This is a genomic window from Glutamicibacter sp. 0426 (assembly GCF_001906485.1).
Taxonomy (GTDB): Bacteria; Actinomycetota; Actinomycetes; order Actinomycetales; family Micrococcaceae; genus Glutamicibacter; species Glutamicibacter nicotianae.
In genome coordinates this window covers 15,239-37,534 of sequence record NZ_MPBI01000003.1, presented here as the reverse complement: position 1 = coordinate 37,534, position 22,296 = coordinate 15,239, and the positions used below count along the sequence as shown (strand labels likewise).

Annotated in this window: 22 protein-coding genes; 12 read left to right on the top strand and 10 right to left on the bottom strand. The window is 63.0% G+C overall.

The genetic code is table 11. The annotated features are described in order from the left end of the window. Positions 1–36: 36 nt before the first annotated feature. The 4 genes from BKX98_RS08490 to BKX98_RS08475 are packed head-to-tail and all read left to right on the top strand — an operon-like array spanning position 37 to position 3,459. Positions 37–954, top strand: coding sequence for an ABC transporter ATP-binding protein (locus BKX98_RS08490; RefSeq protein ID WP_073706886.1), 918 nt, complete (start codon positions 37–39; stop codon positions 952–954). Then, positions 954–1,706, top strand: a complete 753-nt coding sequence (locus tag BKX98_RS08485; RefSeq protein ID WP_233125315.1) for an ABC transporter permease — start codon at positions 954–956, stop codon at positions 1,704–1,706. Before BKX98_RS08490 ends, BKX98_RS08485 begins: the two co-directional genes overlap by 1 nt. After that, positions 1,703–2,857 carry a sensor histidine kinase gene (locus BKX98_RS08480; protein WP_073706884.1) on the top strand — a complete coding sequence of 385 codons (1,155 nt, stop codon included), beginning with the start codon at positions 1,703–1,705 and terminating at the stop codon, positions 2,855–2,857. Before BKX98_RS08485 ends, BKX98_RS08480 begins: the two co-directional genes overlap by 4 nt. After that, complete coding sequence (locus tag BKX98_RS08475) at positions 2,854–3,459, top strand: response regulator transcription factor (RefSeq protein ID WP_073706883.1); 606 nt, start codon at positions 2,854–2,856, stop codon at positions 3,457–3,459. Before BKX98_RS08480 ends, BKX98_RS08475 begins: the two co-directional genes overlap by 4 nt. Here BKX98_RS08475 and BKX98_RS08470 read toward each other — a convergent pair. Then, entirely contained in the window at positions 3,456–3,956 is a 501-nt protein-coding gene (locus BKX98_RS08470; RefSeq protein ID WP_073706882.1) for a DUF456 domain-containing protein, read from the bottom strand. The genes BKX98_RS08475 and BKX98_RS08470 overlap by 4 nt on opposite strands. A gap of 120 nt (positions 3,957–4,076) precedes the next feature. Here BKX98_RS08470 and BKX98_RS08465 point away from each other — a divergent pair, with 120 nt between their 5' ends. Then, positions 4,077–4,871 carry an enoyl-CoA hydratase/isomerase family protein gene (locus tag BKX98_RS08465; protein WP_073706881.1) on the top strand — a complete coding sequence of 265 codons (795 nt, stop codon included), beginning with the start codon at positions 4,077–4,079 and terminating at the stop codon, positions 4,869–4,871. A gap of 6 nt (positions 4,872–4,877) precedes the next feature. Here BKX98_RS08465 and BKX98_RS08460 read toward each other — a convergent pair whose 3' ends face one another. After that, entirely contained in the window at positions 4,878–6,437 is a 1,560-nt protein-coding gene (locus BKX98_RS08460) for a long-chain fatty acid--CoA ligase (RefSeq protein WP_073706880.1), read from the bottom strand. 191 nt (positions 6,438–6,628) lie between these two features. Between BKX98_RS08460 and BKX98_RS08455 the strand changes: the two genes are divergently transcribed. Beyond that, positions 6,629–7,399 carry a VOC family protein gene (locus tag BKX98_RS08455; RefSeq protein WP_073706879.1) on the top strand — a complete coding sequence of 257 codons (771 nt, stop codon included), beginning with the start codon at positions 6,629–6,631 and terminating at the stop codon, positions 7,397–7,399. Between the two features lie 10 nt (positions 7,400–7,409). Here the strand turns inward: BKX98_RS08455 and BKX98_RS08450 are convergent, their stop codons facing one another. The 8 genes from BKX98_RS08450 to BKX98_RS08415 form a co-directional block, all read right to left on the bottom strand. Beyond that, on the bottom strand, positions 7,410–8,216 hold the full coding sequence (locus BKX98_RS08450; protein ID WP_073707231.1) for a GNAT family N-acetyltransferase: 807 nt from the start codon (positions 8,214–8,216) through the stop codon (positions 7,410–7,412). 191 nt (positions 8,217–8,407) lie between these two features. After that, on the bottom strand, positions 8,408–9,466 hold the full coding sequence (locus BKX98_RS08445) for an LLM class flavin-dependent oxidoreductase (protein WP_073706878.1): 1,059 nt from the start codon (positions 9,464–9,466) through the stop codon (positions 8,408–8,410). 30 nt (positions 9,467–9,496) lie between these two features. Then, positions 9,497–9,703 carry a tautomerase family protein gene (locus BKX98_RS08440; RefSeq protein WP_073706877.1) on the bottom strand — a complete coding sequence of 69 codons (207 nt, stop codon included), beginning with the start codon at positions 9,701–9,703 and terminating at the stop codon, positions 9,497–9,499. A 13-nt stretch (positions 9,704–9,716) separates the two neighbouring features. Further along, positions 9,717–11,201: an aldehyde dehydrogenase gene (locus BKX98_RS08435; protein WP_073706876.1), complete on the bottom strand. Its 1,485-nt coding sequence runs from the start codon at positions 11,199–11,201 to the stop codon at positions 9,717–9,719. After that, a complete protein-coding gene (locus tag BKX98_RS08430) occupies positions 11,198–11,950 on the bottom strand; it encodes an alpha/beta fold hydrolase (protein WP_073706875.1) in 753 nt (250 codons plus the stop codon). The genes BKX98_RS08435 and BKX98_RS08430 overlap by 4 nt, the downstream gene beginning before the upstream one ends. Before the next feature lie 34 nt (positions 11,951–11,984). Continuing rightward, entirely contained in the window at positions 11,985–12,536 is a 552-nt protein-coding gene (locus tag BKX98_RS08425; RefSeq protein ID WP_073706874.1) for an amino acid synthesis family protein, read from the bottom strand. Continuing rightward, complete coding sequence (locus BKX98_RS08420) at positions 12,533–13,201, bottom strand: amino acid synthesis family protein (RefSeq protein WP_083586705.1); 669 nt, start codon at positions 13,199–13,201, stop codon at positions 12,533–12,535. Before BKX98_RS08420 ends, BKX98_RS08425 begins: the two co-directional genes overlap by 4 nt. A gap of 31 nt (positions 13,202–13,232) precedes the next feature. Then, positions 13,233–13,931, bottom strand: a complete 699-nt coding sequence (locus BKX98_RS08415; protein ID WP_038993194.1) for a GntR family transcriptional regulator — start codon at positions 13,929–13,931, stop codon at positions 13,233–13,235. 128 nt (positions 13,932–14,059) lie between these two features. On the opposite strand from BKX98_RS08415, the gene BKX98_RS08410 reads away from it, so the two are divergent. The 6 genes from BKX98_RS08410 (at position 14,060) to BKX98_RS08385 (ending at position 22,241) form a co-directional block, all read left to right on the top strand. Continuing rightward, positions 14,060–15,034 carry a flavin reductase gene (locus tag BKX98_RS08410; RefSeq protein ID WP_073706873.1) on the top strand — a complete coding sequence of 325 codons (975 nt, stop codon included), beginning with the start codon at positions 14,060–14,062 and terminating at the stop codon, positions 15,032–15,034. A 44-nt stretch (positions 15,035–15,078) separates the two neighbouring features. Beyond that, the gene (locus BKX98_RS08405) at positions 15,079–16,746 is read left to right on the top strand and encodes a BCCT family transporter (protein ID WP_073706872.1); all 1,668 of its coding nucleotides are present in this window, start codon (positions 15,079–15,081) and stop codon (positions 16,744–16,746) included. 119 nt (positions 16,747–16,865) lie between these two features. Continuing rightward, positions 16,866–18,302 carry a cytosine permease gene (locus BKX98_RS08400; RefSeq protein WP_073706871.1) on the top strand — a complete coding sequence of 479 codons (1,437 nt, stop codon included), beginning with the start codon at positions 16,866–16,868 and terminating at the stop codon, positions 18,300–18,302. Then, complete coding sequence (locus BKX98_RS08395; RefSeq protein WP_073706870.1) at positions 18,302–18,889, top strand: cysteine hydrolase family protein; 588 nt, start codon at positions 18,302–18,304, stop codon at positions 18,887–18,889. Before BKX98_RS08400 ends, BKX98_RS08395 begins: the two co-directional genes overlap by 1 nt. Before the next feature lie 144 nt (positions 18,890–19,033). After that, positions 19,034–19,861 carry a formate dehydrogenase accessory sulfurtransferase FdhD gene (fdhD, locus tag BKX98_RS08390; protein ID WP_073706869.1) on the top strand — a complete coding sequence of 276 codons (828 nt, stop codon included), beginning with the start codon at positions 19,034–19,036 and terminating at the stop codon, positions 19,859–19,861. 58 nt (positions 19,862–19,919) lie between these two features. Continuing rightward, positions 19,920–22,241 carry an FdhF/YdeP family oxidoreductase gene (locus tag BKX98_RS08385; protein ID WP_073706868.1) on the top strand — a complete coding sequence of 774 codons (2,322 nt, stop codon included), beginning with the start codon at positions 19,920–19,922 and terminating at the stop codon, positions 22,239–22,241. The last annotated feature ends 55 nt before the right edge of the window (positions 22,242–22,296 follow it).

The following is a 22,296-nucleotide window of genomic DNA, read 5'->3' as shown; positions in this document are numbered from 1 at the left end:
TTCTGCCTACCTGGCAAACGGAGAAAACTGGGAGTCATGGAAACGCTGACTAAAACCAATGCAGTTTCGCTCAGCGGCTTGAAGAAGACCTTCTCAACGCCGCGCAGCAAGGTCGAAGCCGTCAAGGGCATCGACCTGCAGATCCAGACCGGTCAGATCGTGGCCTTCCTAGGGCCCAACGGAGCCGGAAAGACAACAACCGTGGACATGATCCTCGGGTTGACCCAGCCCACCGAGGGATCGGCCCAGATCCTCGGCTTGGACCCGCGCCAGGCGGTGTTGGCTGGCAGGGTCTCGGCAGTGCTGCAAACCGGCGGGCTGCTGCGCGACATGACTGTCAGGGAAACGGTGTCGGTCATCGCCCACATGCATGAGCAGGCCGATCGCATCGGTGCGGTCATGGAACGCACCGGACTGGACAAGATCGCCAAGCGGCGCGTGGGCAAGTGCTCGGGCGGCGAGCAGCAGCGCATCAAGTTCGCGTTGGCGTTGCTGCCGGATCCGGATGTGCTGATCCTCGATGAGCCTACTGCAGGGATGGACGTGATGGCCCGCCGGGATTTCTGGGCCGCAATGCGCGTCGAAGCCACCGAAGGACGCACCGTCATCTTCGCCACGCACTATTTGGAAGAAGCGCAGAACTTCGCAGAACGCACCGTGCTGATGAACCACGGGCGCATCGTCGCCGACGGCGCCACCGAGGATCTGCGCAAGCTCATCTCCGGACGCACCGTCAGCGCTTCTTTCCCCTCGGCCGAGCATGCCGAACGGGCCGCCGCCTCCAGCGATTCGGTGCAGGTGGCTGAACGCAATGGCTTGCGCTTCGCCTTCCGCAGCTCCGACTCCGACAGCTTCGCAGCCGCCCTGCTGACCGAGTACCAAGGCTACGACCTGGAAATTTCCTCGCCGAGCCTCGAGGACGCTTTCATCCAACTGACCAAGGACCCATCATGATGAGCACCTACATCCGCGTGGAATTCGCGCGGCACTTCCGCGATGGATACAACCTGATCTTTTCCCTCCTGCTGCCCGCGGCAATGTACATCCTGTTCGGCAGCATCCCCAGCTACACCGAGTTCGAGCTGGGAGCCGGTAATGTGAAGTTCTATCTGATGATTTCCATGGCGGCCTACGGAGCGGCAGTCAGCACCGTGGCCATCGCTGGCACCGTGGCCACCGAGACCATGCAGGGGTGGGGCCGGCAAATTTCGCTGACAAAAATGCCGCCGAGCATGTTCGTCAGCAGCAAGATGATCGTCGCGGCCACCGTTGCCGGCGCCTCGGCAGCGCTCGTCTTCGCCCTCGGCGCCGCTACCGGAGCCGAAGCGCAAGAAGGCTGGATCTGGGCCGCGAGCTACCTGATCATCCTGCTCGGTGCCATGATCTTCGCCTGTTACGGGATCGGGGTGGGCATGGCGTTCAAATCCGAATCGGCCCTGGGCCTGGCCTCGGGACTGATGGTGTTCTTCGCCTTCTTCGGCAACGTGTTCATGCCTCTGGAAGGAGGCATGCTCGACGCGGCCCGCTTCACCCCGATGTATGGCTACGTCGCGCTGGCCCGCTACCCATTGCTCAAGGACATGCCTGCCGGGGTCGATATGGCACCGGATGCGTTGTGGATCCCAACCGCTAACCTAGTGGCATGGGCACTCATCTTCGTTCTCTTCGCGGTCTTCGCCACCCGCAAGGCCAAGGCTCGCCAGTGAGCCCACGCCAGCCTGGCTCCGCGCCGGTGGACGACCCGCTCTGCGGCCTCGACGAAGACCAGAAATTCTGGGATCGCCGAGGCTGGCTGGTGGCCGGGGTCTGGGTGATCTTCCTGGTCTTCCCGGTGCTGGACCTGCTCGTCGAGGACTATTCGCTGCCCACCCGGATCATCGGCTTGGCGCTGATTGCCCTCTTCGCCGCCGTGTATTTGCAGTCCTATTCGAAATTCTCCTCGAAGATCGGGCAGGGCGGAACCAGTGCTCGCCGGGCGCACGTGAACTTCCTGGTGCTCTGCGCGATTATTGTGCTGGGCATCCCGGTCGTCGGGTTGACCACCATGGGGCTTTTCCCTTTCATCACCTCCTTCGCGATCTTCCTGCTGGGCAGGAGGTGGGCCATCGCGGCCTACTCGGCGGTGCTGGTGCTCAGCTTCGCGTTGCCAATCATCTACGGCCAGTTCATGGACGCGATCTTCCTGATCGGCCTGAACCTCGTGCTGATGGTGGTGTATGCGATCACCGTGGCGGCCATCCGGCGCTCGACCGAAGCCGAAAAGATGCGCAGCGACTACCTGCTGGTCGCCGAACAGGAACGCGTTGCCCGGGACGTGCATGATGGGATCGGCCATTCGCTCACCGCATTGAACCTGAAGGCGCAGCTGGCCCTGCGCCTGCTGGACCAGGAGCAGTACGCCCAGGCCCGCGGCGAACTGGAACAGCTCAGCGCCTTGGCCGTGGATGCGCTGGATTCGGTGCGCACCACGGTGCAGGGGCTTAGCCGCCAGGATCTGGCTGCGGAATTAGCTGAGCTGCGGCAGGCCTGCAACGACAACAACCTCGAATTCACGGTGGCCGGATCCGCCGAGCAGGTCCCGATGCAGCTGCGTTCGCATGTGGCATGGATCCTGCGCGAAGCGGTCACCAATGTGCTGCGCCATGCGCACGCCAGCAGGATCGTGCTGCAGCTGGAACCCGGACACGTCAGCATCGAAGATGACGGCGACGGGCTGCAGGCCAGCACGCCCGGGCACGGCATCCGCGGAATGCAGGAGCGTGCCAAGCAGTTCGGCGCCAGTTGCACGGTGGGGGCCTCGCGGCTGGGCGGAACCAGTGTGCAGGTAGTCTTTGCGGCAGAGGGGAACGCCCGATGATCCGGATACTCATTGCAGATGACCAGCATCTGGTGCGCGGCGCGCTGGCTGCCTTGCTGAATCTCGAAGAGGACATCGAGGTCGTTGCGCAATGCGCCGACGGAGACGAAGTTGCCGCGGCGCTGGATGCGCATCGGGCCGATATTGCATTGCTGGATGTGCAGATGCCGCGGCAGGACGGGCTGAGCACCGCGGCAGAACTGAAGGACAGCCACCCCGAGGTAAAGGTGCTGATCCTGACCACCTTTGACCGTCCCGGGTACTTCCGCCAGGCTTTCGAAGCCGGAGCTCATGGTTTCCTGGTCAAGGATTCTCCGCCTGCCGAGCTGATTGCCGCCATCCGCAGGGTCTATGGCGGGGACAAGGTGGTGGATCCGCAGCGAGCGATGCTCAGCGTGGAGAGCCGCAGCAACCCGCTGACCGGGCGCGAACGCGAGATCCTGGCCTTGGCCGCGTCCGGTGCGCCGGTCTCGCAGATCGCCTCGACGGTGCACCTGTCGGTGGGCACCGTGCGCAACCACCTGTCCAATGCGATCGGCAAGACCAGCACGGCCAACCGCATCGAGGCCGCGCGCTACGCCAGGGAGATGGGCTGGATCTAGCGCATCACGAAGTGCATGATCATGCCGATGACCCAGATGGAAGACGCCAGCAGCACGCAGCCGAATTCCACCACGATGCCCAAGCCCATGGCCTTCAGCGCAGCCCAGGATGAGCCGAACGCCCCGGAGACCTCGCGGCGGCGCACGCTTTCACCGGCGAACAGGCCCACCGCGAAACCGATGAACATGCCGACGACCGGGATGATGAACGCGCCGGCGATGGCACCGACGACCGCGAAGAGAATGGATCCCTTGGGGATCTGATGTTCCTTGAGCTTCTTGCCGGTCAGGATTGCTGAGGCCGACCAGCCCAGCAGGGCGATCGCCATGCCCAGTCCGGCCGCCCACCAGGAGGCGCCGGATCCCAGCAGCCAGCCCCAGGCCAGGAGCGTGCCGATGGTCAGCAAGGACCCGGGCAGCACCGGGAAAATAGTGCCCAACGCCGAGACGACGAGCAGCAGCCCGGCGATGATGGTGTAAATAATCTGTGCATCCACACGCCCAGTTTCGCACACGTTTCCATCGGCCCGGAGGCAAGCGGAGCGTGGAGAGGTTCCGCAGGCTGGCCGATTCGCGATAGATTGCCTAGGACGCATGATGAATCGGGGAGGATCCTGATGGGCAAGGACAATAATGCACGGGTCGGCGTAGGGATTGCCGGGTCCACCGCCGTGGTGCGGCTGGAGAATCCGGGCCAGTTCAATGCGCTCACCAAGGACATGTGCCTGCAGCTGGTGGGTGCCTTTGCCGGTCTGGCGACCAATGACGAGGTCGCTTCCATTGTGGTGCGCGGCGCCGGAGGGAACTTTTGCGCCGGGATTGCCATCGATGAAATGGACCAGGTGCTCTTCGACCGGGATGAGGACGGGGAGCTGATTAACCACTTCGATCTGCTCGACAAGATCATCATGGGCTGTCCGAAGCCGACCATTGCGGTGGTGGAAGGCAATTGCTTCGGCGGTGCCTGGCAGCTGGCTTCGGCCTGCGACATCCAGCTGGCCTCGGATAATGTGCGCATCGCGATCACCCCGGCAAGAATCGGCTTGGTGTTCCCGCGCCCGGGCATCGAGCGGCTGGTGCGTGCCGTGGGGGAGCACCGGGCCAAGTACCTGCTGCTCTCCGGAGCGGAGGTGTCCATTGCCGAAGCCGAACGCTGGGGCATGTTCACCAAGGTGGTTTCCCATGGGCAGCTCGAAGAGCAGCTGGACGCCTTGCTGGGCCAGCTGGCGGCGAACTCGCCGTATTCCATTTCGCGCACCAAGGAAGCGATCAACCTGGTGAGCGCTGGGGAAGCCACCGACAGCTGGTGGGAAACGCTGTGGGAAGAGAACGGGGCGAACGCGGACCTGGCCGAAGGCAGATCCGCGTTCCTGGCACGCCGTACCCCGGACTACAGCGGGCTGCGCAAATAGTGCCAGCTAGCGCTGCTCTGCGGTGAACTGGGCGACCAGTTCGCGCTTGAGGATTTTCCCGCTGGGACCCAGCGGGAACTCGGTGACGATCTCGATCAGCCGCGGGTACTTGTATGCGGCCATCTGCTCGCTGGCCCACGCCACCAGGTCCTGCGCGCCTAGTGTGGAGCCAGCCTCCAGGGTCACCGAGGCGGCGATCTCCTGCCCGTGGGTTTCATGCGGCACCCCGTACACGGCAGCGTTGGAAATCTCCGGGTGGGACACCAGCACCTCCTCGATTTCGCGCGGGTACACGTTGTAGCCGTTGCGCAGGATCATGTCCTTGGTCCGGTCCAGGATGCGCAGGTAGCCATCCTCGTCCTTCGTGCCCAGGTCCCCGGTGCGGAACCAGCCATCGACCACCGCTTCGGCCGTGGCCTCGGGCCGGTTCAGGTAGCCGGAGAACAGGTTATGCCCGCGGACCACCAGTTCGCCCAGCTCGCCGCGCGGCAGCAGCTGGATCTTCTCCGGGCTGGCCGGGTCCGCGATTTCCACATCCACGCCCCAGACCGGGGTGCCGACGGTGCCGGGCCGCGGCTCGACGCCCACATGGTTGAAGCAGGCCACCGGAGAGGTCTCGGTCAGCCCGTAGCCTTCGTGGATCCGCGCGCCGAAGCGCTGCTCGAAGGCGGTCAGGATGGATACCGGAAGCGACGCTCCGCCGGAAATGGCGTAGCGCAGCTTCTGGGGCGTCTCCGTGCGGTGCTTGCCTGCTTCGAGAAGGGCCACATACATGGTCGGCACCCCGAAGAAGACATCGATGCCCGCGTCCAGCAGCAGCTCCAGGGCGCCTTCGGCGGTGAACTTGGGCAGCAGCATCAGCTCGGCGCCCACCCGCAGCCCGGTATTGAGCACGCAGGTCTGGCCGAAGGTGTGGAAGAGCGGCAGCCCGCCGAAGAGCTTGTCGCCGCGGCGCAAGTCCATGGTGTTCAGCAGCGTGGTGTGGGTCTGCTCAATCAAGGCAAGGTGCGTGCCCAGGGCACCCTTGGGCTTGCCGGTGGTGCCCGAGGTATACAGGATCGTGGCCAGGTCTTCCGGGTGCCGCGGCTGGTAGGTGGCAATCGGCGTAGCCGCCCGGGCCAGGTCTTCGAGCCGGTCGGTACCCGAGTCTTCCGGCGCCAGCACGCTGAGCACCGGGACGCTTGTAGCGGTGGCTCCGGCAGCACCCTCGGCGAGCAGCGGCGCGGCACAGATCATCAGCTTGGCCTCGGAGTCCTCCAGGATGTAGGAGATTTCGCGGGCCTTGAGCAGTGCGTGCACCGGCACCACCACGGCGCCCAAGGCCAGGACCGCATAGTAGGCGCGGGCGAAGTCAGCGACATTGGGGATGAGCAGAGCCACCCGATCACCCGCCGTGATGCCGTGGGCCTGCAACGCCCCGGCATAGTTCCGCGTCTCATCCCATAGCTGCCTATAAGTTGTGCTGTGGCCATCGACGGTGATGGCGTTCAGTTCGCCGTAGCGGGCGGCCCCTTCTGCGAGAATTGCTGCCACTGAAACTGTGAGATTGGATGTGGGAACGCTCATGGTGAACTCCTCGGGTGAACCAACGATGCCTGTGTGCTGTGTCACATTAAAGCATAGTGAAACTGCGGTTCATCGCAAGGCATCCAGTTCCGTAATATCTTGGGTGGCAGCAAATTTTCCGTTGCTGATCTGAATGGAAAGGACATAGACTCAGCCCAAGCGAGCTGGATGAATTGTGGAATGGGGAAGCGATGCCGGCACCAAGGGATCCACGAGCCGAACCCTGCTGGGTCGATCTGCTCACCAGCGACATGGAAGGCTCCGCCCAGTTCTATGCGCAGCTATTCGGATGGGAAATGCGCCGGAACGCGCCAGATACAGACGAAGGATATGCCGAGGTCTATCTCAACGGGTCGATGGTCACCGACTTCATTGCCAATGACCCGGACTCCGAGGTTCCGGACTGCTGGACCACCTACCTGAATGTCACCGATGTGCACGCTGCCGCCTACGCCACCAAGCTGCACGGCGGCAAGGTCTATCTCAAGCCCATCGAGGTTCCCGGACAGGGAACCATGGCCATCATCGGGGATCCAGCCGGCACCGGCGTGGGACTCTTCCAAGCCTTCGCGCCAGCGGGAACGGCCACGAGCCGTGCACCGGGCACACGGATCTGGAATGAACTGCACACCAAGCACTTCGAGCCGGTGGCCCGCTTCTACCGCGAGGCCCTGGGCTGGAACTTGTCCCCGGTCTCGGACACGGACGAGTTCCGCTACCACACCTATGGCCAAGGGCCCGAGGCGGTGGCGGGCATCTTCGACATTTCCGGCTACCCGGACTCGAAGTCCGGCTGGCGCGCCTACTTCGCGGTGGCGGACACCGATGAAACCGTGGCGCTCGCCGAGCGGCTCGGCGGCACGGTTATCCATGAACCGCATGACTCCTACTTCGGCCGCATGGCAGTGCTCGGCGATGTCACCGGAGCCGAATTCGCGGTCATCTGCCCGCCGAAAGGCTAGCTGGAAGCGGCTAGCTTCCGGTTGCCGCGCGCTTCCAAATGTAAGGGGTCGTGGTGGAAACCTTGACCAGGCCCTGGCGTTCAAGGATCGGACGGGAATACTCTGTGCTGTCGCTGTGCACGTACTTGCAGCCCATGGCGATCGCGCTGCGTGCCCGGGCATCAACCAGGGCCCGGTAGACACCTCGTCCGCGGTATTCAGGCAGCACGCCGCCTCCCCAGAGGCCTGCGAATTCGGTGCCGGCCACCGGCTCCAGACGGCCCGCACCCGCCATTCGCCCCTCCAGCCAGGCGACCCACAGTTCCATGCCGTCATTGCGTCCCATGCGTGAAATCAGGGCTTGGGCGGTGGCTGGGTCGTAGGGTTCGCCGAAGGCCTGGTTGACCATGCGGCACATTTCCTCAATTTCTTCTGCAGCGCTCACACGCCGTAGTTCCAGCCCGGCCGGACCGGGGTCGCCACTGAGCAATGCCTGCAGCGGTCCGATCATGATTGATTCGCCCTCCTCGGCATTGAATCCCAATGCTTGCAAGCGCTCGGGCAGGCCGGGTGCATGGTCGTGTCCGCGGGTCTTGAATTCCACCTCGGTGATCCGCGGCTGCGCCGCGAAATGCTCCAGTGCTGCTCCAGCCAGCTGGGCCAAGGTCTGCGGTTCATTCCCGCTGAAGTGCGGATAGGTGATGAATCCGCGCCCATTGGCGTAGGAGGCCAAGCGCAGCGGACCGAGCCGGGTAATGGACTGGGCACCTGGCGTCTCGGCCTCGGTGCGCAGCTGCTCGTCGTAGAGCCTGAGGAAGCGGTCGCGGTCGGTATCCATCTGCATAGTTTACGGCCGCTGCCCCTCCACTTTGCCTCCTCCGGTCAACGATGCCACTGATGGGGAGGAAAGCAACAGTCGGGGCCAAGACATGTTTCGCGAGTCGAGCTCCGCCGAGCAATCAAGGATCTGGAGCCTGACGGCGAAGGCCGCCGGCTCCGGAGAACCGGATGCACGGCGGCCGTGGGTCGTTACAGCGCTGGCTGCTTCGCGAAATGCGGCACGACTTCGTCGATGAACAGCTGCAGCGAGCGCTTCTTCTCCTCGTGGCTCAGCGCGTTGTCGCTCCAGAAGCTGTATTCGCTGACGCCCAGCTCCTCATAGTGGCGAAGGCGCTCGATAACCACGTCCGGGGTGCCGATCATTGCGGTGCGATGCAGGGACTCGGGCGTGAATTCCTCGCGTCCGGCGAACTTCTCCTCTGGGCTCGGATCGATGAAACCGTTGAGAGGCTCCACCTTGTTGCCGAAGACCGCATCGAAGGTGCGGTAGAACTTGTTGATGCCTTCGGCAGCCGGGCGCCAGGCTTCCGGCTCGTCAGCGGAGTGCAGGTACGTGTGGCGAAGCACCATGATGTCGGGGCGCTGCTGCACCTCGGGGTGGGCCGCGATGGCCGTCTCGTACTTCTCGACCAATGACTCGACTTCTTCGTCGCCCTTCATCAGCGGGGTCACCATGACATGGCACCCGTTGGCCACAGCGTAGTCGTGCGACTCGGGGCTGCGGGCGGCAACCCAGACGGGGATCTGCTTCTGCGCGGGCTTCGGGACCGAGGTGGAGATCGGGAACTGCCAGACCTCGCCGTCATGGGCGTAGTCTCCCTCCCACAGCTTCTTGACTGCCGGGATGAGCTCCTGCATGGAGGCTCCGCCGTCAGTGGCCGTCATGCCATCGGTCATGCGATCGAACTCGAACTGGTAGGCTCCGCGTGCCACGCCCAGTTCGGCACGGCCATTGCTGATGACGTCGAGCAGCGCGAGTTCGCCGGCTGCACGGATCGGGTTCCAGAAGGGAGCGATGATGGTGCCGGCTCCGAGCCGGATGGTGGAGGTCCGGGCAGCCAGGTATGCCAGCTGCGGAATCGGGTTCGGGGAGACGGTGTACTCCATGGAGTGGTGTTCACCGATCCAGACGGTGGAGAAGCCTCCGGCTTCGGCCATTTGCGTCAGCTCGACGAGATTCTCGAAATGCTGTGCGTGGCTGATCGAGTCGTCATAGCGTTCCATGTGGATGAACAGTGAAAAGCGCATGCCTATCCTTCTTTCGGTGCTCTGCTGCCCTTAGGCAGTTGCCTGGCTGTTATTGCGTTCGGCGATGGTTTGGTTGGTCCGGGACCAGTGCTCATGCTCGATTTCGCGCACGATGACCGTGATGTTCTCTGGTACGGCATCCACGGTGTTTTCGGCCGCTTGGTGCAGCGCGGAGATCAGGGCGCGCAATTGCTGCGGGCTGCGGCCCTTGGCGATGGAAACGTCAATCAATGGCATGGGTGCCCCTTCCTTATCCGCGCATCACAAACGGATCCGCGACGGGGGATTCGTCGGTGTTGATCCATACGCTCTTGAGGCGGGTGTACTCGTTCATGGATTCGATGCCGTGCTCGATGCCGACGCCCGAGTTCTTGAATCCCTGGCGCGGGGACATCGGAGACATCGCCCGGTAGGTGTTCACCCAGATCGTTCCGGCATCCAGCTTTCGGGCCATGCGGTGGGCACGGGCCAGGTTCTGCGTCCATACGCCAGCGGCCAGACCGTAGTCGGTGTCGTTGGCCATGGCCAGCAGCTCGTCTTCGTGCTCGAAAGGCATGATCGCTGCCACCGGACCGAAGATCTCCTCGCGGACCACGCGCATGTCGTTGTTCACGTCGGTGAGCACGGTGGGGGAGAAATAGTAGCCCGGAAGGTCCATGCCTTCGGGGCGGGCGCCGCCGGCCAGCACCTTGGCACCCTCGTCTGCGCCGATCTTCACATAGGAAGCGACCTTCTCCAGCTGGTCGGCGAAGGCCAGCGGGCCCAGCTCGGTGGAATCCGCCAGCGGGTCTCCGATGATGATGGACTTGGCACGTTCTGTGACCCGTTCCAGCAGCTCGTCGTAGACCGACTTGTGGGCGAAAACCCGGCTGCCGGCAATGCAGGTCTGGCCGGCAGCGGCGTAGATGCCTGCCACCACGCCCATGGCCGCGTTGGCGACGTTGGCATCGTCGAAGACGATATTCGGGCTCTTCCCGCCCAGTTCCAGGGTGCAGCCGATGAAGCGGCTGGCCGCCTGGGCGGCGATCGAGGAGCCGGTGGCGGTGGAACCGGTGAAGGAGATCTTGGCCAGCAACGGGTGGGCCACTAGTGCGGCTCCAGCCTCGGCTCCGAAACCGGTGACCACGTTGATGACGCCCGGAGGGAATCCGGCTTGGTCGGCCAGCTCGGCCAGCAGCAGCACCGTGCGCGAGGTGTATTCGCTGGGCTTGATCACCACGGTGTTGCCGGCGGCCAGTGCCGGGGCGATCTTGGATGTGGTCAGAGTCAGCGGCGAGTTCCACGGGGTGATGGCACCAACCACGCCCAGCGCCTCGCGCTGGGTGTAGTTCAGGATCGCCGGGTTCATGCTCGGGATCTGGGAGCCCTGCACCTTGTCGGCCAGCCCGGCATAGTAGTAGAGGTATTCGGGCAGGGTGGCCAGCTGGCCGCGCATTTCGCGCAGCAGCTTGCCGTTGTCCAGGGATTCGTAGCGGGCCAGCTTCTCGGCATTCTCGCCGATCAGATCGCCCAACCGGCGCAGCAGGTGTCCGCGGGCGGTGGCGCTCAAGGTGCTCCACGATGGAGCGGTGAAGGCCTCGTGGGCGGCCTTGACAGCGCGGTCCACATCTTCGGCATTGCCACGGGCGGCCTCGTAGAGCTCGTCGAGAGTCGCCGGGTTGGTGCTGGTGAAGAAACGATCTTCGCTGGGAGCGACGTGCTCGCCGTTGATGAAATGCATGTATCGCTCGCTCATGCCTGTTTCCCTTCGTTATCGCTGAAAAAACTGTTCAATTCCGTGGCCAAGGCCTGTGGATTCTCCACCGGGAGCATGTGCCGTGCTCCGGGGATGATGCGCAGCCGCCCCTGCGGTACGGCGGCAATCAGCCGGCGGGACATCTGCGGGGTCGAGCCGGGATCCAGCTCGCCAGTGATGGCCAGCGTCGGCTGCTTGATCGCCCCGAGCTCGCCGGCAATCTCCCGGTCGCCCCGGGCGAAGACCGCGTAGGCGTGCAGGTAGGATTCGAGGTCGTTACCGGCCATGGTTTGCCGCGTAGCCTCGATGAGCTCCGGATCCACGGTGGTGGACGGCGCCGGGAACCAGCGTTCGATGGCCCGGTCCACTCCCTGGGAGAAGTTCGTGCCGGCGGTAGCCAGGCGTTCCTCCACTGCGGCGGACTCTTCGCTGGTGCGCTTGCATACGGAGTTCACCGCGGACAAGGTCAGCACGCGTTCGGGAGCGAAGCGCGCAAGGTGCTGGGCAACCAGCGCACCGAGGGAGAATCCCACAAGGTGCACCGGCTCCCGGATTTCGATCCGTGCGAGCACATCGGAGGCCAGGCTCGCCAGGCTCTGCTCGCCTCGCAAGGGCGGGCGCAAACCATGCCCTGGCAGATCCAGTGCCACCGATTCGCGTCCCAGCTGCTCGCGCAGGGGCTTCCACATGGTCCGGTCCAATCCGACTCCATGCAGGAGGACAACCATTGGCTGGTTGGTGCTTGTCATGCGTGCTTCGCTCCGTTCCGGCTGATGCGTCCTGCTACTGTTCGGTGGACAGCGGGGCCAGGCGCTGCTGCGGGCGGCCAGTGGTGGAACCGGCCAGCGCAATCAGGATTTCGCCGGCATGGGGAGCATCGGCGATCCGTGCCTCGATGCTCTGGTGGTGCGAACGGATCGTGGCGTCGGTGAAGTGCTTGAGCGGGATGTCGAACTGCACCCCGGCCGGTCCGCGCTTTTCCACGGCCGGCAGCAAGGTGGTGGCGTTGGCCGCGTCGCGGAAGTGGTTGCCGAATTTCAGGGTGTGGATCAGGGCCGAACCATGTTCGATTTCACCGTCCAGGCCCACGATGGCTGCTTTGCCGTAGGCCTCCAGCGGGGCGCCCAGCGCTTCGATTACGCGGGGAGCCAGCAGGGCGCCCAGATCCGAGGCGACCTTGTCGATGCCTTCGGTCAGGTCTTCCACGAAGCCCTGGCCTGCCCAGGGATTGTCGAAGACGGCGGCCACAATGACCACCTTTGCCGCCGGCTCGACTGGACGGCCGCCTTCGGAAGCGGTTTCCTCGACGATGGTGACAAGCTTGCGGTAGTTCATAGTTGGATTCCCTTCAGGATTTCGGAGGTGATGACTTGGTCGGTGGTGCGGTCGCCGATGCGGGCGTGCGGACGCGGGCCGGTAGATGCCGCGGCGATCACGGCGATCTCCCCGGCATGCGGGGCGTCGGGCAACGACAGCTCCAGGGTCTGGTAGTGGGTTCGGGTGGCTGCTGCGGTCTTGTGCCACATCGGTACGCGCAGCGACTCACCGGGAACGCCTCGGCCATCGACAAAGCAGATGATCGAGGTGCCCCCGAGAGCTTCGCGCAGCAGGTTGCCGAAGAAAGGAGTGTGGATCAGCGCGCCGGCGTGCTCCAATTCCCCATCGCTGCCCACCAAAGCGGCCTTGCCGAAAGCTTCGACCTTCTCGGCTCCGCCCAAGGCATGGAGCAGGCGATCCGAGAGCAGCTTGACCAGCAATGGCGCAATGGCTTCGGTCCGCTTGGACAAGTCCTGCGACGTTCCGGTGCCCAGCCATGGATTGGGGATTACAGCGGTGGCCGTCGCACGGGTGATGGCCCCCAGTTCGTGGTGGGGAAGTTCTTCCACCGTGCAAGAGATCTTGCGCAAGCCGATGGCCCGGGCCAAGTCCTCGTAGGCATCGAGCGTTGATCTGTTGCTCAAATCGATGAGCTGGGACGGCTGGGCCAGTGGAGAATTCATCTGGTTATTCCTTTGCAAGGCTATTGTGGGGCTAACCCGGTTGTTCTTCGTCTTCTTCTTTCATTGCGGCCAGGGCAGCCGACTGGCTTGATGCTGCAACATGCCTGCGCATCACAAGTTCTGCGGCCAATGGATCCTTGGAGCTGATGGCGTCGATGATTGCCTGGTGCTCGTCTTTCGAATTCTGCAAGCGCCCAGGCAAGCTCAGGGTCTGCGAAACAATGCGATGGTAGGCCAGCTGGTTCATCAGCAGGTCATAGTGCTCGGATAACTTCCTGTTGTCGGCTCCTGCTACCAAGGTGCTGTGGAATTCATGGACCAATTGCGAATAGAGTTCGGCGTCGCCGCGTTCGACGGCCCGCTGGCTGCGTGCAACGTTTTCCTTGAGCTGCTCCAGTTCAGGTACGGCCCCGCGCCTAGCCAGCAAGCCAGCGGCCAATCCCTCAAAGGCTTCCTTGAGCGAAAACATCTCGTTGATTTCGCGCTGGGTAGGCTTCCTGACGAAAGTTCCGACCCGCGCTCGCACCTCAACCAAGCCCTCACGCTCCAGCTGCTTCAAAGCCTCCCTGATCGGAGTGCGGCTGACTTCGAAGTCTTGCGCGAGGGCAGTCTCAGCCAGTAGGTCCCCGGGTTGGACAACTCCGGTGACAATCATCTGACGGAGCCTGCCGAGCAGCGGCGCCTCCGGGGTGCTTCTGGCTTTTGATTCCACGATTGAACTCTCTTGCATACAAGAACTCTATCCATAGATTCTCTTGTATGCAACAGAAACTTACTCAATCGGCAAAAAATCGCTAATTTAAAGAGAATCTTTTGAAATGTGTTGACTCCATCACAACCTTTGCTAGCATTTCTTGCATGCAACAAATTGTAAATTCACTCCAGCCCGTCAAGGAATCGCTCGTCAACGCTTGGGAAGCGGCTTGGGATCGAGGGCAGGTCGAAGCCCTGGACGAGATCTTCCACGCGGACTTCCGGAGAATCAGCAAGAAATCCAAGAACGTCGCCACCATTGGCGAACTGAAGCGGGAGATCCTGTCCGTTCGGGAAGCTTTCCCAGATCTGGTGACAAGAATCGACCACCTGCTCGTTGATGAGCAGGAACAGTCCATCGCGATTTTCTGGCACACCACCGGGACCTTCATCAACGATCTGCAGGGAGTGCCGGCTACTGGCAACACCGTGGAAACCCGTGGTTCCAACCTGATGAAGATCCAGGATGGAAAGATCATCTCCGAGCAGGTGACGTGGGACCAGAGCGAGCTGCTGGAAGATGTGGGAGTCCCTTCGCTCAAGTCCGCATTCGAACCTGCCGGCGAAGGCGTGGTCGTGGATGATTTGAGCGGGGTGCCGAACCTCGACGCACTCAAGGGATTCAACCGCCAGTTCGTTACCGGCGTGACCGTCGTGACCACCATGGACGAGCAGGGCAAGCCCCGCGGGCTTGCCGCGAATTCCTACGTGTCCGTTTCGCTGGAGCCGCCGCTGGTGCTCGTTTGCGTGCAGAAGACCACCAGCACCTATGCGTCGCTGTTCAAATCCACCCATCTGGGCATCAACATCATGAGCAACGGACAGCGCGACACCGTGGGCACGTTCGCAGCCAAGGGCGATGACAAGTTCGCCAACCTCGAATGGCACCAAGGCCCGAACGGCAGCCCGCTGATCGACGGTTCGGCCGCGTCCATCGAAGCCGAAATCAAGGAGCGCTTCCAGGCCAAGACCCATACCGTATTCATCGCCAAGGTCAAGCATTCCGAGGTCGCCCAGCTTGAGCCGATGGTCTACAAAGCCGGCCGGTTCTACGACGGCGCCGAATTGACCGCGCTGTAGCCCGGCGCTGGCAGAATCCTCCAAGACAACGAAGTGTGAGAGCCATGAAAACCGAAACCAACGAAATGCAGGGCAATGGGCCACGCGGAGGGCCTACGCTCACCGGCGGCAAATTGCGCCGGGCTGCGGACAAGAACGAAGCGAAACAGGTCTACAAGCAGCTCCAGCGCCCAGGCAGCGTCCTCTTCCTTTCGCTGGCCCTGGTCGTGGTCTTCGTGCTGTGGGCGGCTTTTGCACCGGAGCGGCTCAATACACTGATGTCCGGGGCGTCCAGCTGGTCGGCGCAGTACATTGGCTGGAGCTACCTGCTGGTGACTCTCGGCTGCATCGTGCTGATGCTGTTCCTGGCCTTTTCGCGCTACGGGGGCATCAGGCTGGGCAAGGACGCGGACCGGCCTGAATTCTCCACTTGGGCATGGATCGCGATGATCCTCGGTGCTGTGATGGGCATCGGGCTGATCAGCTATGGGGCTGCTGAGCCGATGAGCCACTTCATGGTGCCGCCGCATGGCCGGGCCGAGCCGGAAACCATGGATGCCGCAGTTCTGGCCTTGCAATTCTCATACTTCGACTGGGGACCAAATGCCTGGGCGCTGTTCGGCGTATTTGGCCTTGCCATTGCCTATTCGACACACCGCCGGGGCAATTCGGGCCTCGTCTCGGTGATGCTCAGGCCTATCCTCGGAAAGTCGATGGACGGATGGTTGGGGAAAATCATTGACGTGTTCACCGTGCTTGCGACGCTCTTCGGCACGACCACTTCCCTGGGGTTGGGTGCTTCGCAGATCGCCGAGGGGCTGAACAGCCTGATCGGGATTCCCACGGATTTGTTCGTCAAGATCGTGATCATCGCCGGCGTGACCATCGTCTTCACCCTCTCGGCGCTCTCCGGCGTGGGCAAAGGCATCAAATGGCTCAGCCAGGGCACGATGATCGGTGCCGCCGCTATTGGCGTCTTCGTCCTGGTATCCGGCCCCACCGGATTCATCTCCAACATCTATTTCCGTTCCATGGGGCAGTTCCTGGGCGAATTCCCGGCCGTGGCGCTGTTGACGCCCTCGGGAGCGGAGGACTTGCAGTGGATGCAATGGTGGACCTACTTCATGATGGCCTGGTGGCTGAGCTGGGGTGCTTTCGTCGGCATCTTCCTGGCGCGCATCTCAAAGGGCCGGACCATCCGTGAGTTCGTTTTTGCGGTCATGGGTGTCCCGTCGCTGGTCTTCAGCGTGTGGTTCAGCATCTTCGGCGGCACCTCGATCCACCAGGAGATGAACGGCAGCTCCGGCATCGGCCAGGCGACGCTGGAGGACACCAACAGCACTTTCTTCGCCATGCTGGCCGAGTTGCCGATACCAGAAGTGACCTCGGCCTTCACGGTAATCCTCGTGGTGCTGTTCTTCATCACCGGTGCTGATTCCAATACCTATGTGCTGGGCACGCTGACCTCCGGCGGAAACATGTACCCCAAGCGCCCGGTCCTGGTGGTCTGGGGACTGCTCACCGGCGTCTGCGCGATCGTGCTGCTGCTCGTGGGTGGGCTCGAAGCGCTTCAACAGGCGGCCATCCTCTCCGCGGTGCCGTTCACAGCGATTGTGACGCTGCTGGGGATGTCGCTGATGAAGGAGTTGCGCTGCGACACGCGCCTGCCGGCAGTGACCGTTCCACAGGCTACCGCTGATCAGCGAGAAGCAACGACTGCATCCGCCCGATAGGCACAAGGCTCGGCGTAGTCCGTGCCAGCAGTAACTACCGGCTCAATGCACGCCGAAAGCGGCGATTTTGGCAGACATGGGGTCTGTCGCGCCGAACACACTCGAGAAATGGAAATACGATGTTAGAGCAGGATAATCCCACGCCAGCTTACGGTGCGTCGCTGACCAAAGCGGAACCCTACGCAACTGAGCAGATTCCGGATGCCGAACGGCATGGGCATCCCCGCAGCCAGTTCACGCTGTGGTTCGCGGCCAACATGGTCCTGGCGGTCATGGTCTCGGGCTTCTTCTCCTCGCTCTTCGGGCTTTCCGTGGCCCAAGGGTTGAGCGCGGTCGCAGTAGGCACCTTGCTGGGCGTGGTGGTTATGGGCGTGTTGGCAGGAATCGGTACGAAGCTCGGTGTGCCTCAACAGGTCCAAGGGCGTGGGCCGATGGGTTTCTACGGCAACTTCCTGCCCATCACCTTGCTTACTATCGTGTCCGCCATCGGTTGGACGGCTGTAAATACCGTTTTCGCCGTCATTGCCTTGCAGATGCTGGTCAATGTCCCCTTTACGCTAGCAGCAGTGGCCATTTTCGCGGTGCAATCGGTCTTCGCCATCTGGGGACATAATCTCGTGCATCTGGTGAACAAGATCGCCACGGTCGTGCTGACCGTCCTCTTCGTCATCATCTCGGTCCTGTCACTGGGCCGAGCGGACTTTTCCGTGGGGATCGATACCAGCGCGCCGCTGTACATGGGTGGCATGGGTGGTTGGGTCACCTTTGCAGGATTCTTCTTCGCCTATGTGATGACTTGGACCCCATTCGCTTCTGACTTCTCGCGCTACCTGCCGCGCAGCACCTCACATGCCAAAGTCGTGGGATACACCGCTGCCGGCAGCTTCATCGCCATGGCTTGGCTGGGCAGCATCGGCGTGCTGGTTTCAAGTTTCGCCGGAGAACTGGACGCCATTCCGGCCTTGGCTGAACTAACGGGTTCTTGGGCTCCGGTCGCCATGCTCACTGTGGTACTTTCCACGATTCCAGTCAGCGCCATGAATCTCTACGGCGGATCCCTGTCGCTGCTGACCGTCAAAATCCCGGTTAGCCGCATCGTTGGAGTGATCATCGTGGCTGTGGCTAGTCTGGGGATGACATTGCTGATGCAGACCAATCCGTACGGCGGATTCTATGACTTCTTGTCTTTGCTTGCCTATCTGGTCGTCCCCTTCAGCGCTGTGCTGTTGCTGGATTATTACCTGCGCATGCGCAAGAATATCGCTTCTTCGGTCGCGGAACTTTTCAATACCGGCCGCCGCGTTGAATGGGGCTTCTTCGCCTGGATTATTGGTTGCCTGGTGTCAAGTCTATTCTGGAACACCAGCCTCATTGTGGGTCCGTTCGCATCGACCTCGGCCTTATTCGGGGATCTCGGATTCGTCGCCGGTATTGTGGCTGCCACGGTCGCCTACATGGCAATGTGTAGGTTAGCCCCGCTGCCGGGGATGCGTGCAACAGAGCGTCCGGGGATCAGCGAATTGCGTGTTGACCTAGAGAAAAGAGTGAATAAATAATGACAGCGGTACCGTTCTCGATACCCGTCGCTTCTGCAGCGCTGGTGCTCATCGACATGCAGCGAATTTTCCAGGATCCTGAAAGCCAATGGTTCGTTGCGAACTACGACCAGGCGGCGGCGCAGGTTGCGCGGTTGCGCACGAAGTTCGACGACGCAATCTGGACGCGCTTCGTCAGGGATGCCAGAGAGCAGGGGGCGTGGCAAGACTATTACGATCGCTGGGATCAATGCCGCCAAGGCCCTGACTCCCCGCAATGGGACCTCACTCTTAAACCTCAGCCCGATGACGGGATCTTGAGCTTGCCGACCTTCTCCAAATGGGGTCACCAGCTTGCCGAACTCACCTCGAGCAGCGAGCACCTGGTCATTGCAGGCGTGGCTACTGACTGTTGCGTCTTGGCGACCGTACTTGGGGCTGTGGATGCCGGAAAGCGCGTCACAGTGGTCACCGATGCTTGCGCTGGCGCTACCCATGCTGCCCACCAGCAGGCATTGGGGCTCATGGAGTTGCTGAACCCCATGGTTCAAACCGTCTCGGTCGAGCAGGTTGAAGCGTTGTTGCAAGCAGAGAAAGCCACGATGTAGTTCCCTTGGATTCTGCGTAAGCGTTTAGGGACCAGAGGAGGGGCGACGGGCCCGGTGCGACTTACGGCCGCCGCACTTCCGCTTTGCCTCCTCTGGCCAAGGGTGCCACACTCAGGGGAGAAGAGCAGCAGGCAGGAGAAGCACATGGGCCGCAAGATCGCGCGCCGCCGCATCGTCAGGGCGACGCTGGAGGGTTCGCGCGTCCGCGAGGAGAAGCTGGCCGGCGAGGAGCCGCTGGAGATCCGCTTCGGCCACACCTCCTACACCACCTCCATGCGCACGCCGGGCGACGACTTCGATATGGTCACCGGCTTCTTGGTGGGCGAGGGCATCATTTCCGCTTCCGAGCACCTGGTCTCCCTGCGCTATTGCGCCGGCACCGACGAAGCGGGCAACCAGACCTACAACGTCATCGAGGTGCAGCTGGGTCCGGGAGCAAAGCATCCCGATCTGCTGGCCGCCCGCAATGTGGTCACCAGTTCCGCCTGCGGGATCTGCGGGACCAATTCCATCGACGAGGTGCGCAAGAAAGCCGCCTTCGCGCCGGCTCCGGACGCCGGGCAGGTGGAGCTGGAAACCCTGCTGGGCCTGCCCGACACCCTGCGCGAATCGCAGCAGCTGTTCTCCGCCACCGGGGGAGTGCACGCGGCCGGGTTGTTCTCCGCCTCCGGGGAGCTGCTGATCCTGCGCGAGGACGTAGGGCGTCATAATGCGGTGGACAAGGTCATCGGGGCTGCCCTGCGCGAGGGGTTGCTGCCGCTGGGGGACACCGTACTGCAGGTATCCGGACGCGCCTCCTTCGAGCTGGTGCAGAAGGCCGCGATGGCCGGAATTCCGGTGCTGGCGGCGGTCAGCGCGCCCTCGTCGCTGGCCGCGGATCTGGCCGAGGAATCAGGCCTGACGCTCGCTGCGTTCTCCCGCGGACGCAGCGTGAACATTTATACACATGCGCATCGGGTGATCACAGCGTAGCCTTGTAATATGTGAGCTGGATATCAGTTCCGCGCGCGCCACCAACCAGGAGGGTCTCATGCATCGCTCGGCACCCAAGAAAGACATCAATGAAGATGAGCTGAAGGTCAGCGAACCAAAGCACGCCGCCGCCGGCCTCAAAGCCGTGATGGTGTCCATGGAGCGCGGTTTCGCCGAAGCCGGCCCGTCGCGCACCCTTCGCTCGATGCTGCGCGTCAACCAGCACGACGGTTTCGACTGCCCGGGCTGCGCCTGGCCTGAATCCATCACCGGCAAGCGCAAGCCCGCCGAATTCTGCGAGAACGGCGCCAAGGCCATCGCCGAGGAAGCCAGCGCCCGCACCGTCACCCCGGAATGGTTCGCGCAGCACTCCATCGAGGACTTGCGCGATAAGACCGAATACTGGCTGGGCTCGCAGGGCCGGATCACCACCCCGATGATCATCCGCGAAGGGGACACCCACTACTCGCCGATCAGCTGGGCCGAGGCCTTCTCGACCATTGGCGCGCACGTCAATGCGACCACCCCGGACAAGTGCGTGTTCTACACCTCCGGGCGCACCGCGAACGAGACCGCGTTCATGTACCAGCTGCTGGCCCGCAGCCTGGGCACCAACAACCTGCCCGACTGCTCGAACATGTGCCACGAGTCCTCCGGAACGGCGCTGAACCCGACCATCGGCATCGGCAAGGGCACCGTGTCGCTGGAAGACTTCGAGCATACGGATCTGATCTTCGTGGTGGGGCAGAACCCCGGCACCAACCACCCGCGCATGCTCTCCGCGCTGGCCGACGCGCGGAAGCGCGGCGCCCGCGTGGTCGCGGTGAACCCGCTGCCGGAAGCCGGCTTCTTCGGCTTCAAGGACCCGCAGACCGTGGGCGGCATGCTGGGCAAGGCGGACCCGATTTCCAGCGACTTCCTGCAGATCAAGGTCGGCGGCGACCTGGCCCTGTTCCAGGCCTTCGGCCACCTGCTGCTGGAAGAAGAGAAGAAGCATCCGGGCACGGTGGTGGACCACGAGTTCATCGCCGCGGTGACCGACGGCTTCGAGGCCTACAAGGACGCGCGCGCCACCTTGGACTGGGACGCCACGGAAAAGGCCACCGGCCTGACCCGCACCCAGATCACCGAGATCGCAATGCTGCTGGCCAAGTCCAAGGCCACCATCATCTGCTGGGCGCTGGGGTTGACCCAGCAGCCGCACTCGGTGCCGACGCTGAAGGAAATCATCAACCTGCTGCTGCTCCAGGGAAACTTCGGCAAGCCCGGCGCCGGCGCCTGCCCGGTGCGCGGCCACTCGAATGTGCAGGGCGACCGCACCATGGGCATCTGGGAAAAGCCCACCGAGCAGCTGCTCACCGCCTTGGACGCCGAATTCGGCATCGAATCCCCGCGCGCCCACGGCTACGATTCCACCGAAGCGCTGCACGCCTTCGAAAAGGACGAGGTGGATGTGTTCGTGTCCATGGGCGGCAACTTCGCCCTGGCCAACTCGGATACCGAAGCCCTCGAAGCTGGCATGCAGCGCGCCAAGCTGACAGTGCACATCTCCACCAAGCCCAACCGCTCGCATGTGGTGCACGGCAAGACCTCGCTGATCCTGCCCACCCTGGGCCGCACCGACAAGGACGACAAGCACCCTTCAGGCGCGCAGTTCCTCTCCGTGGAGGACTCCATGTCGGTGATCAAGTCCACCCGGGGCCGGCTCACCCCGGTCTCCGACCACCTGCTGGCCGAACCCGTGATCGTCGCGCGCATGGCGCAGGCCATCCTGGGCGACAACCACCCGGTGAACTGGCGGGCCATGGCCGAGGATTACGACGTGATCCGCGACCACATCGAGCGGGTGCTGCCCGGCTTCGAGGACTTCAACCGCCGGGTGCGCGACAAGAACGGTTTCGTGCTGCCCAACCCGCCGCGCGACACCCGCTCCTTCGCCACCGATATCGGCAAGGGTCGCTTCACGGTTTCGGAATTCGAGGCCTTGGAAGCACCCGAGGGACACCTGATCCTGCAGACCATGCGCAGCCATGACCAGTACAACACCACGTTCTACGGGCTGGACGACCGCTACCGCGGCATCAAGGACGGGCGCCGGGTCATCCTGATCAACCCGGAGGATCTGGCGGCGACCGGCTTCCAGGACCGCGACCTGGTCGATGTCATCTCGGTCTTCCGCGGGACCGAGCGCCGCGCCAACCGCTTCCGCTTGGTGTCCTACCCGACGGCCAAGGGCTGCGTGGCGGCCTACTACCCGGAAGCCAACGCGCTGGTGCACCGCGATCTGGTGGCCCGCGAATCCAATACGCCGGGCTTCAAGGCGATGATGGTGCGCTTCGTCGAGCACACCCAGCAGCCCGGGCGCACGCTGGATAGCTGAACCAGAGGAACGCTAAGCGCTTGACGTAAGGCACCTCGCAGCCATTCGGGCCTTG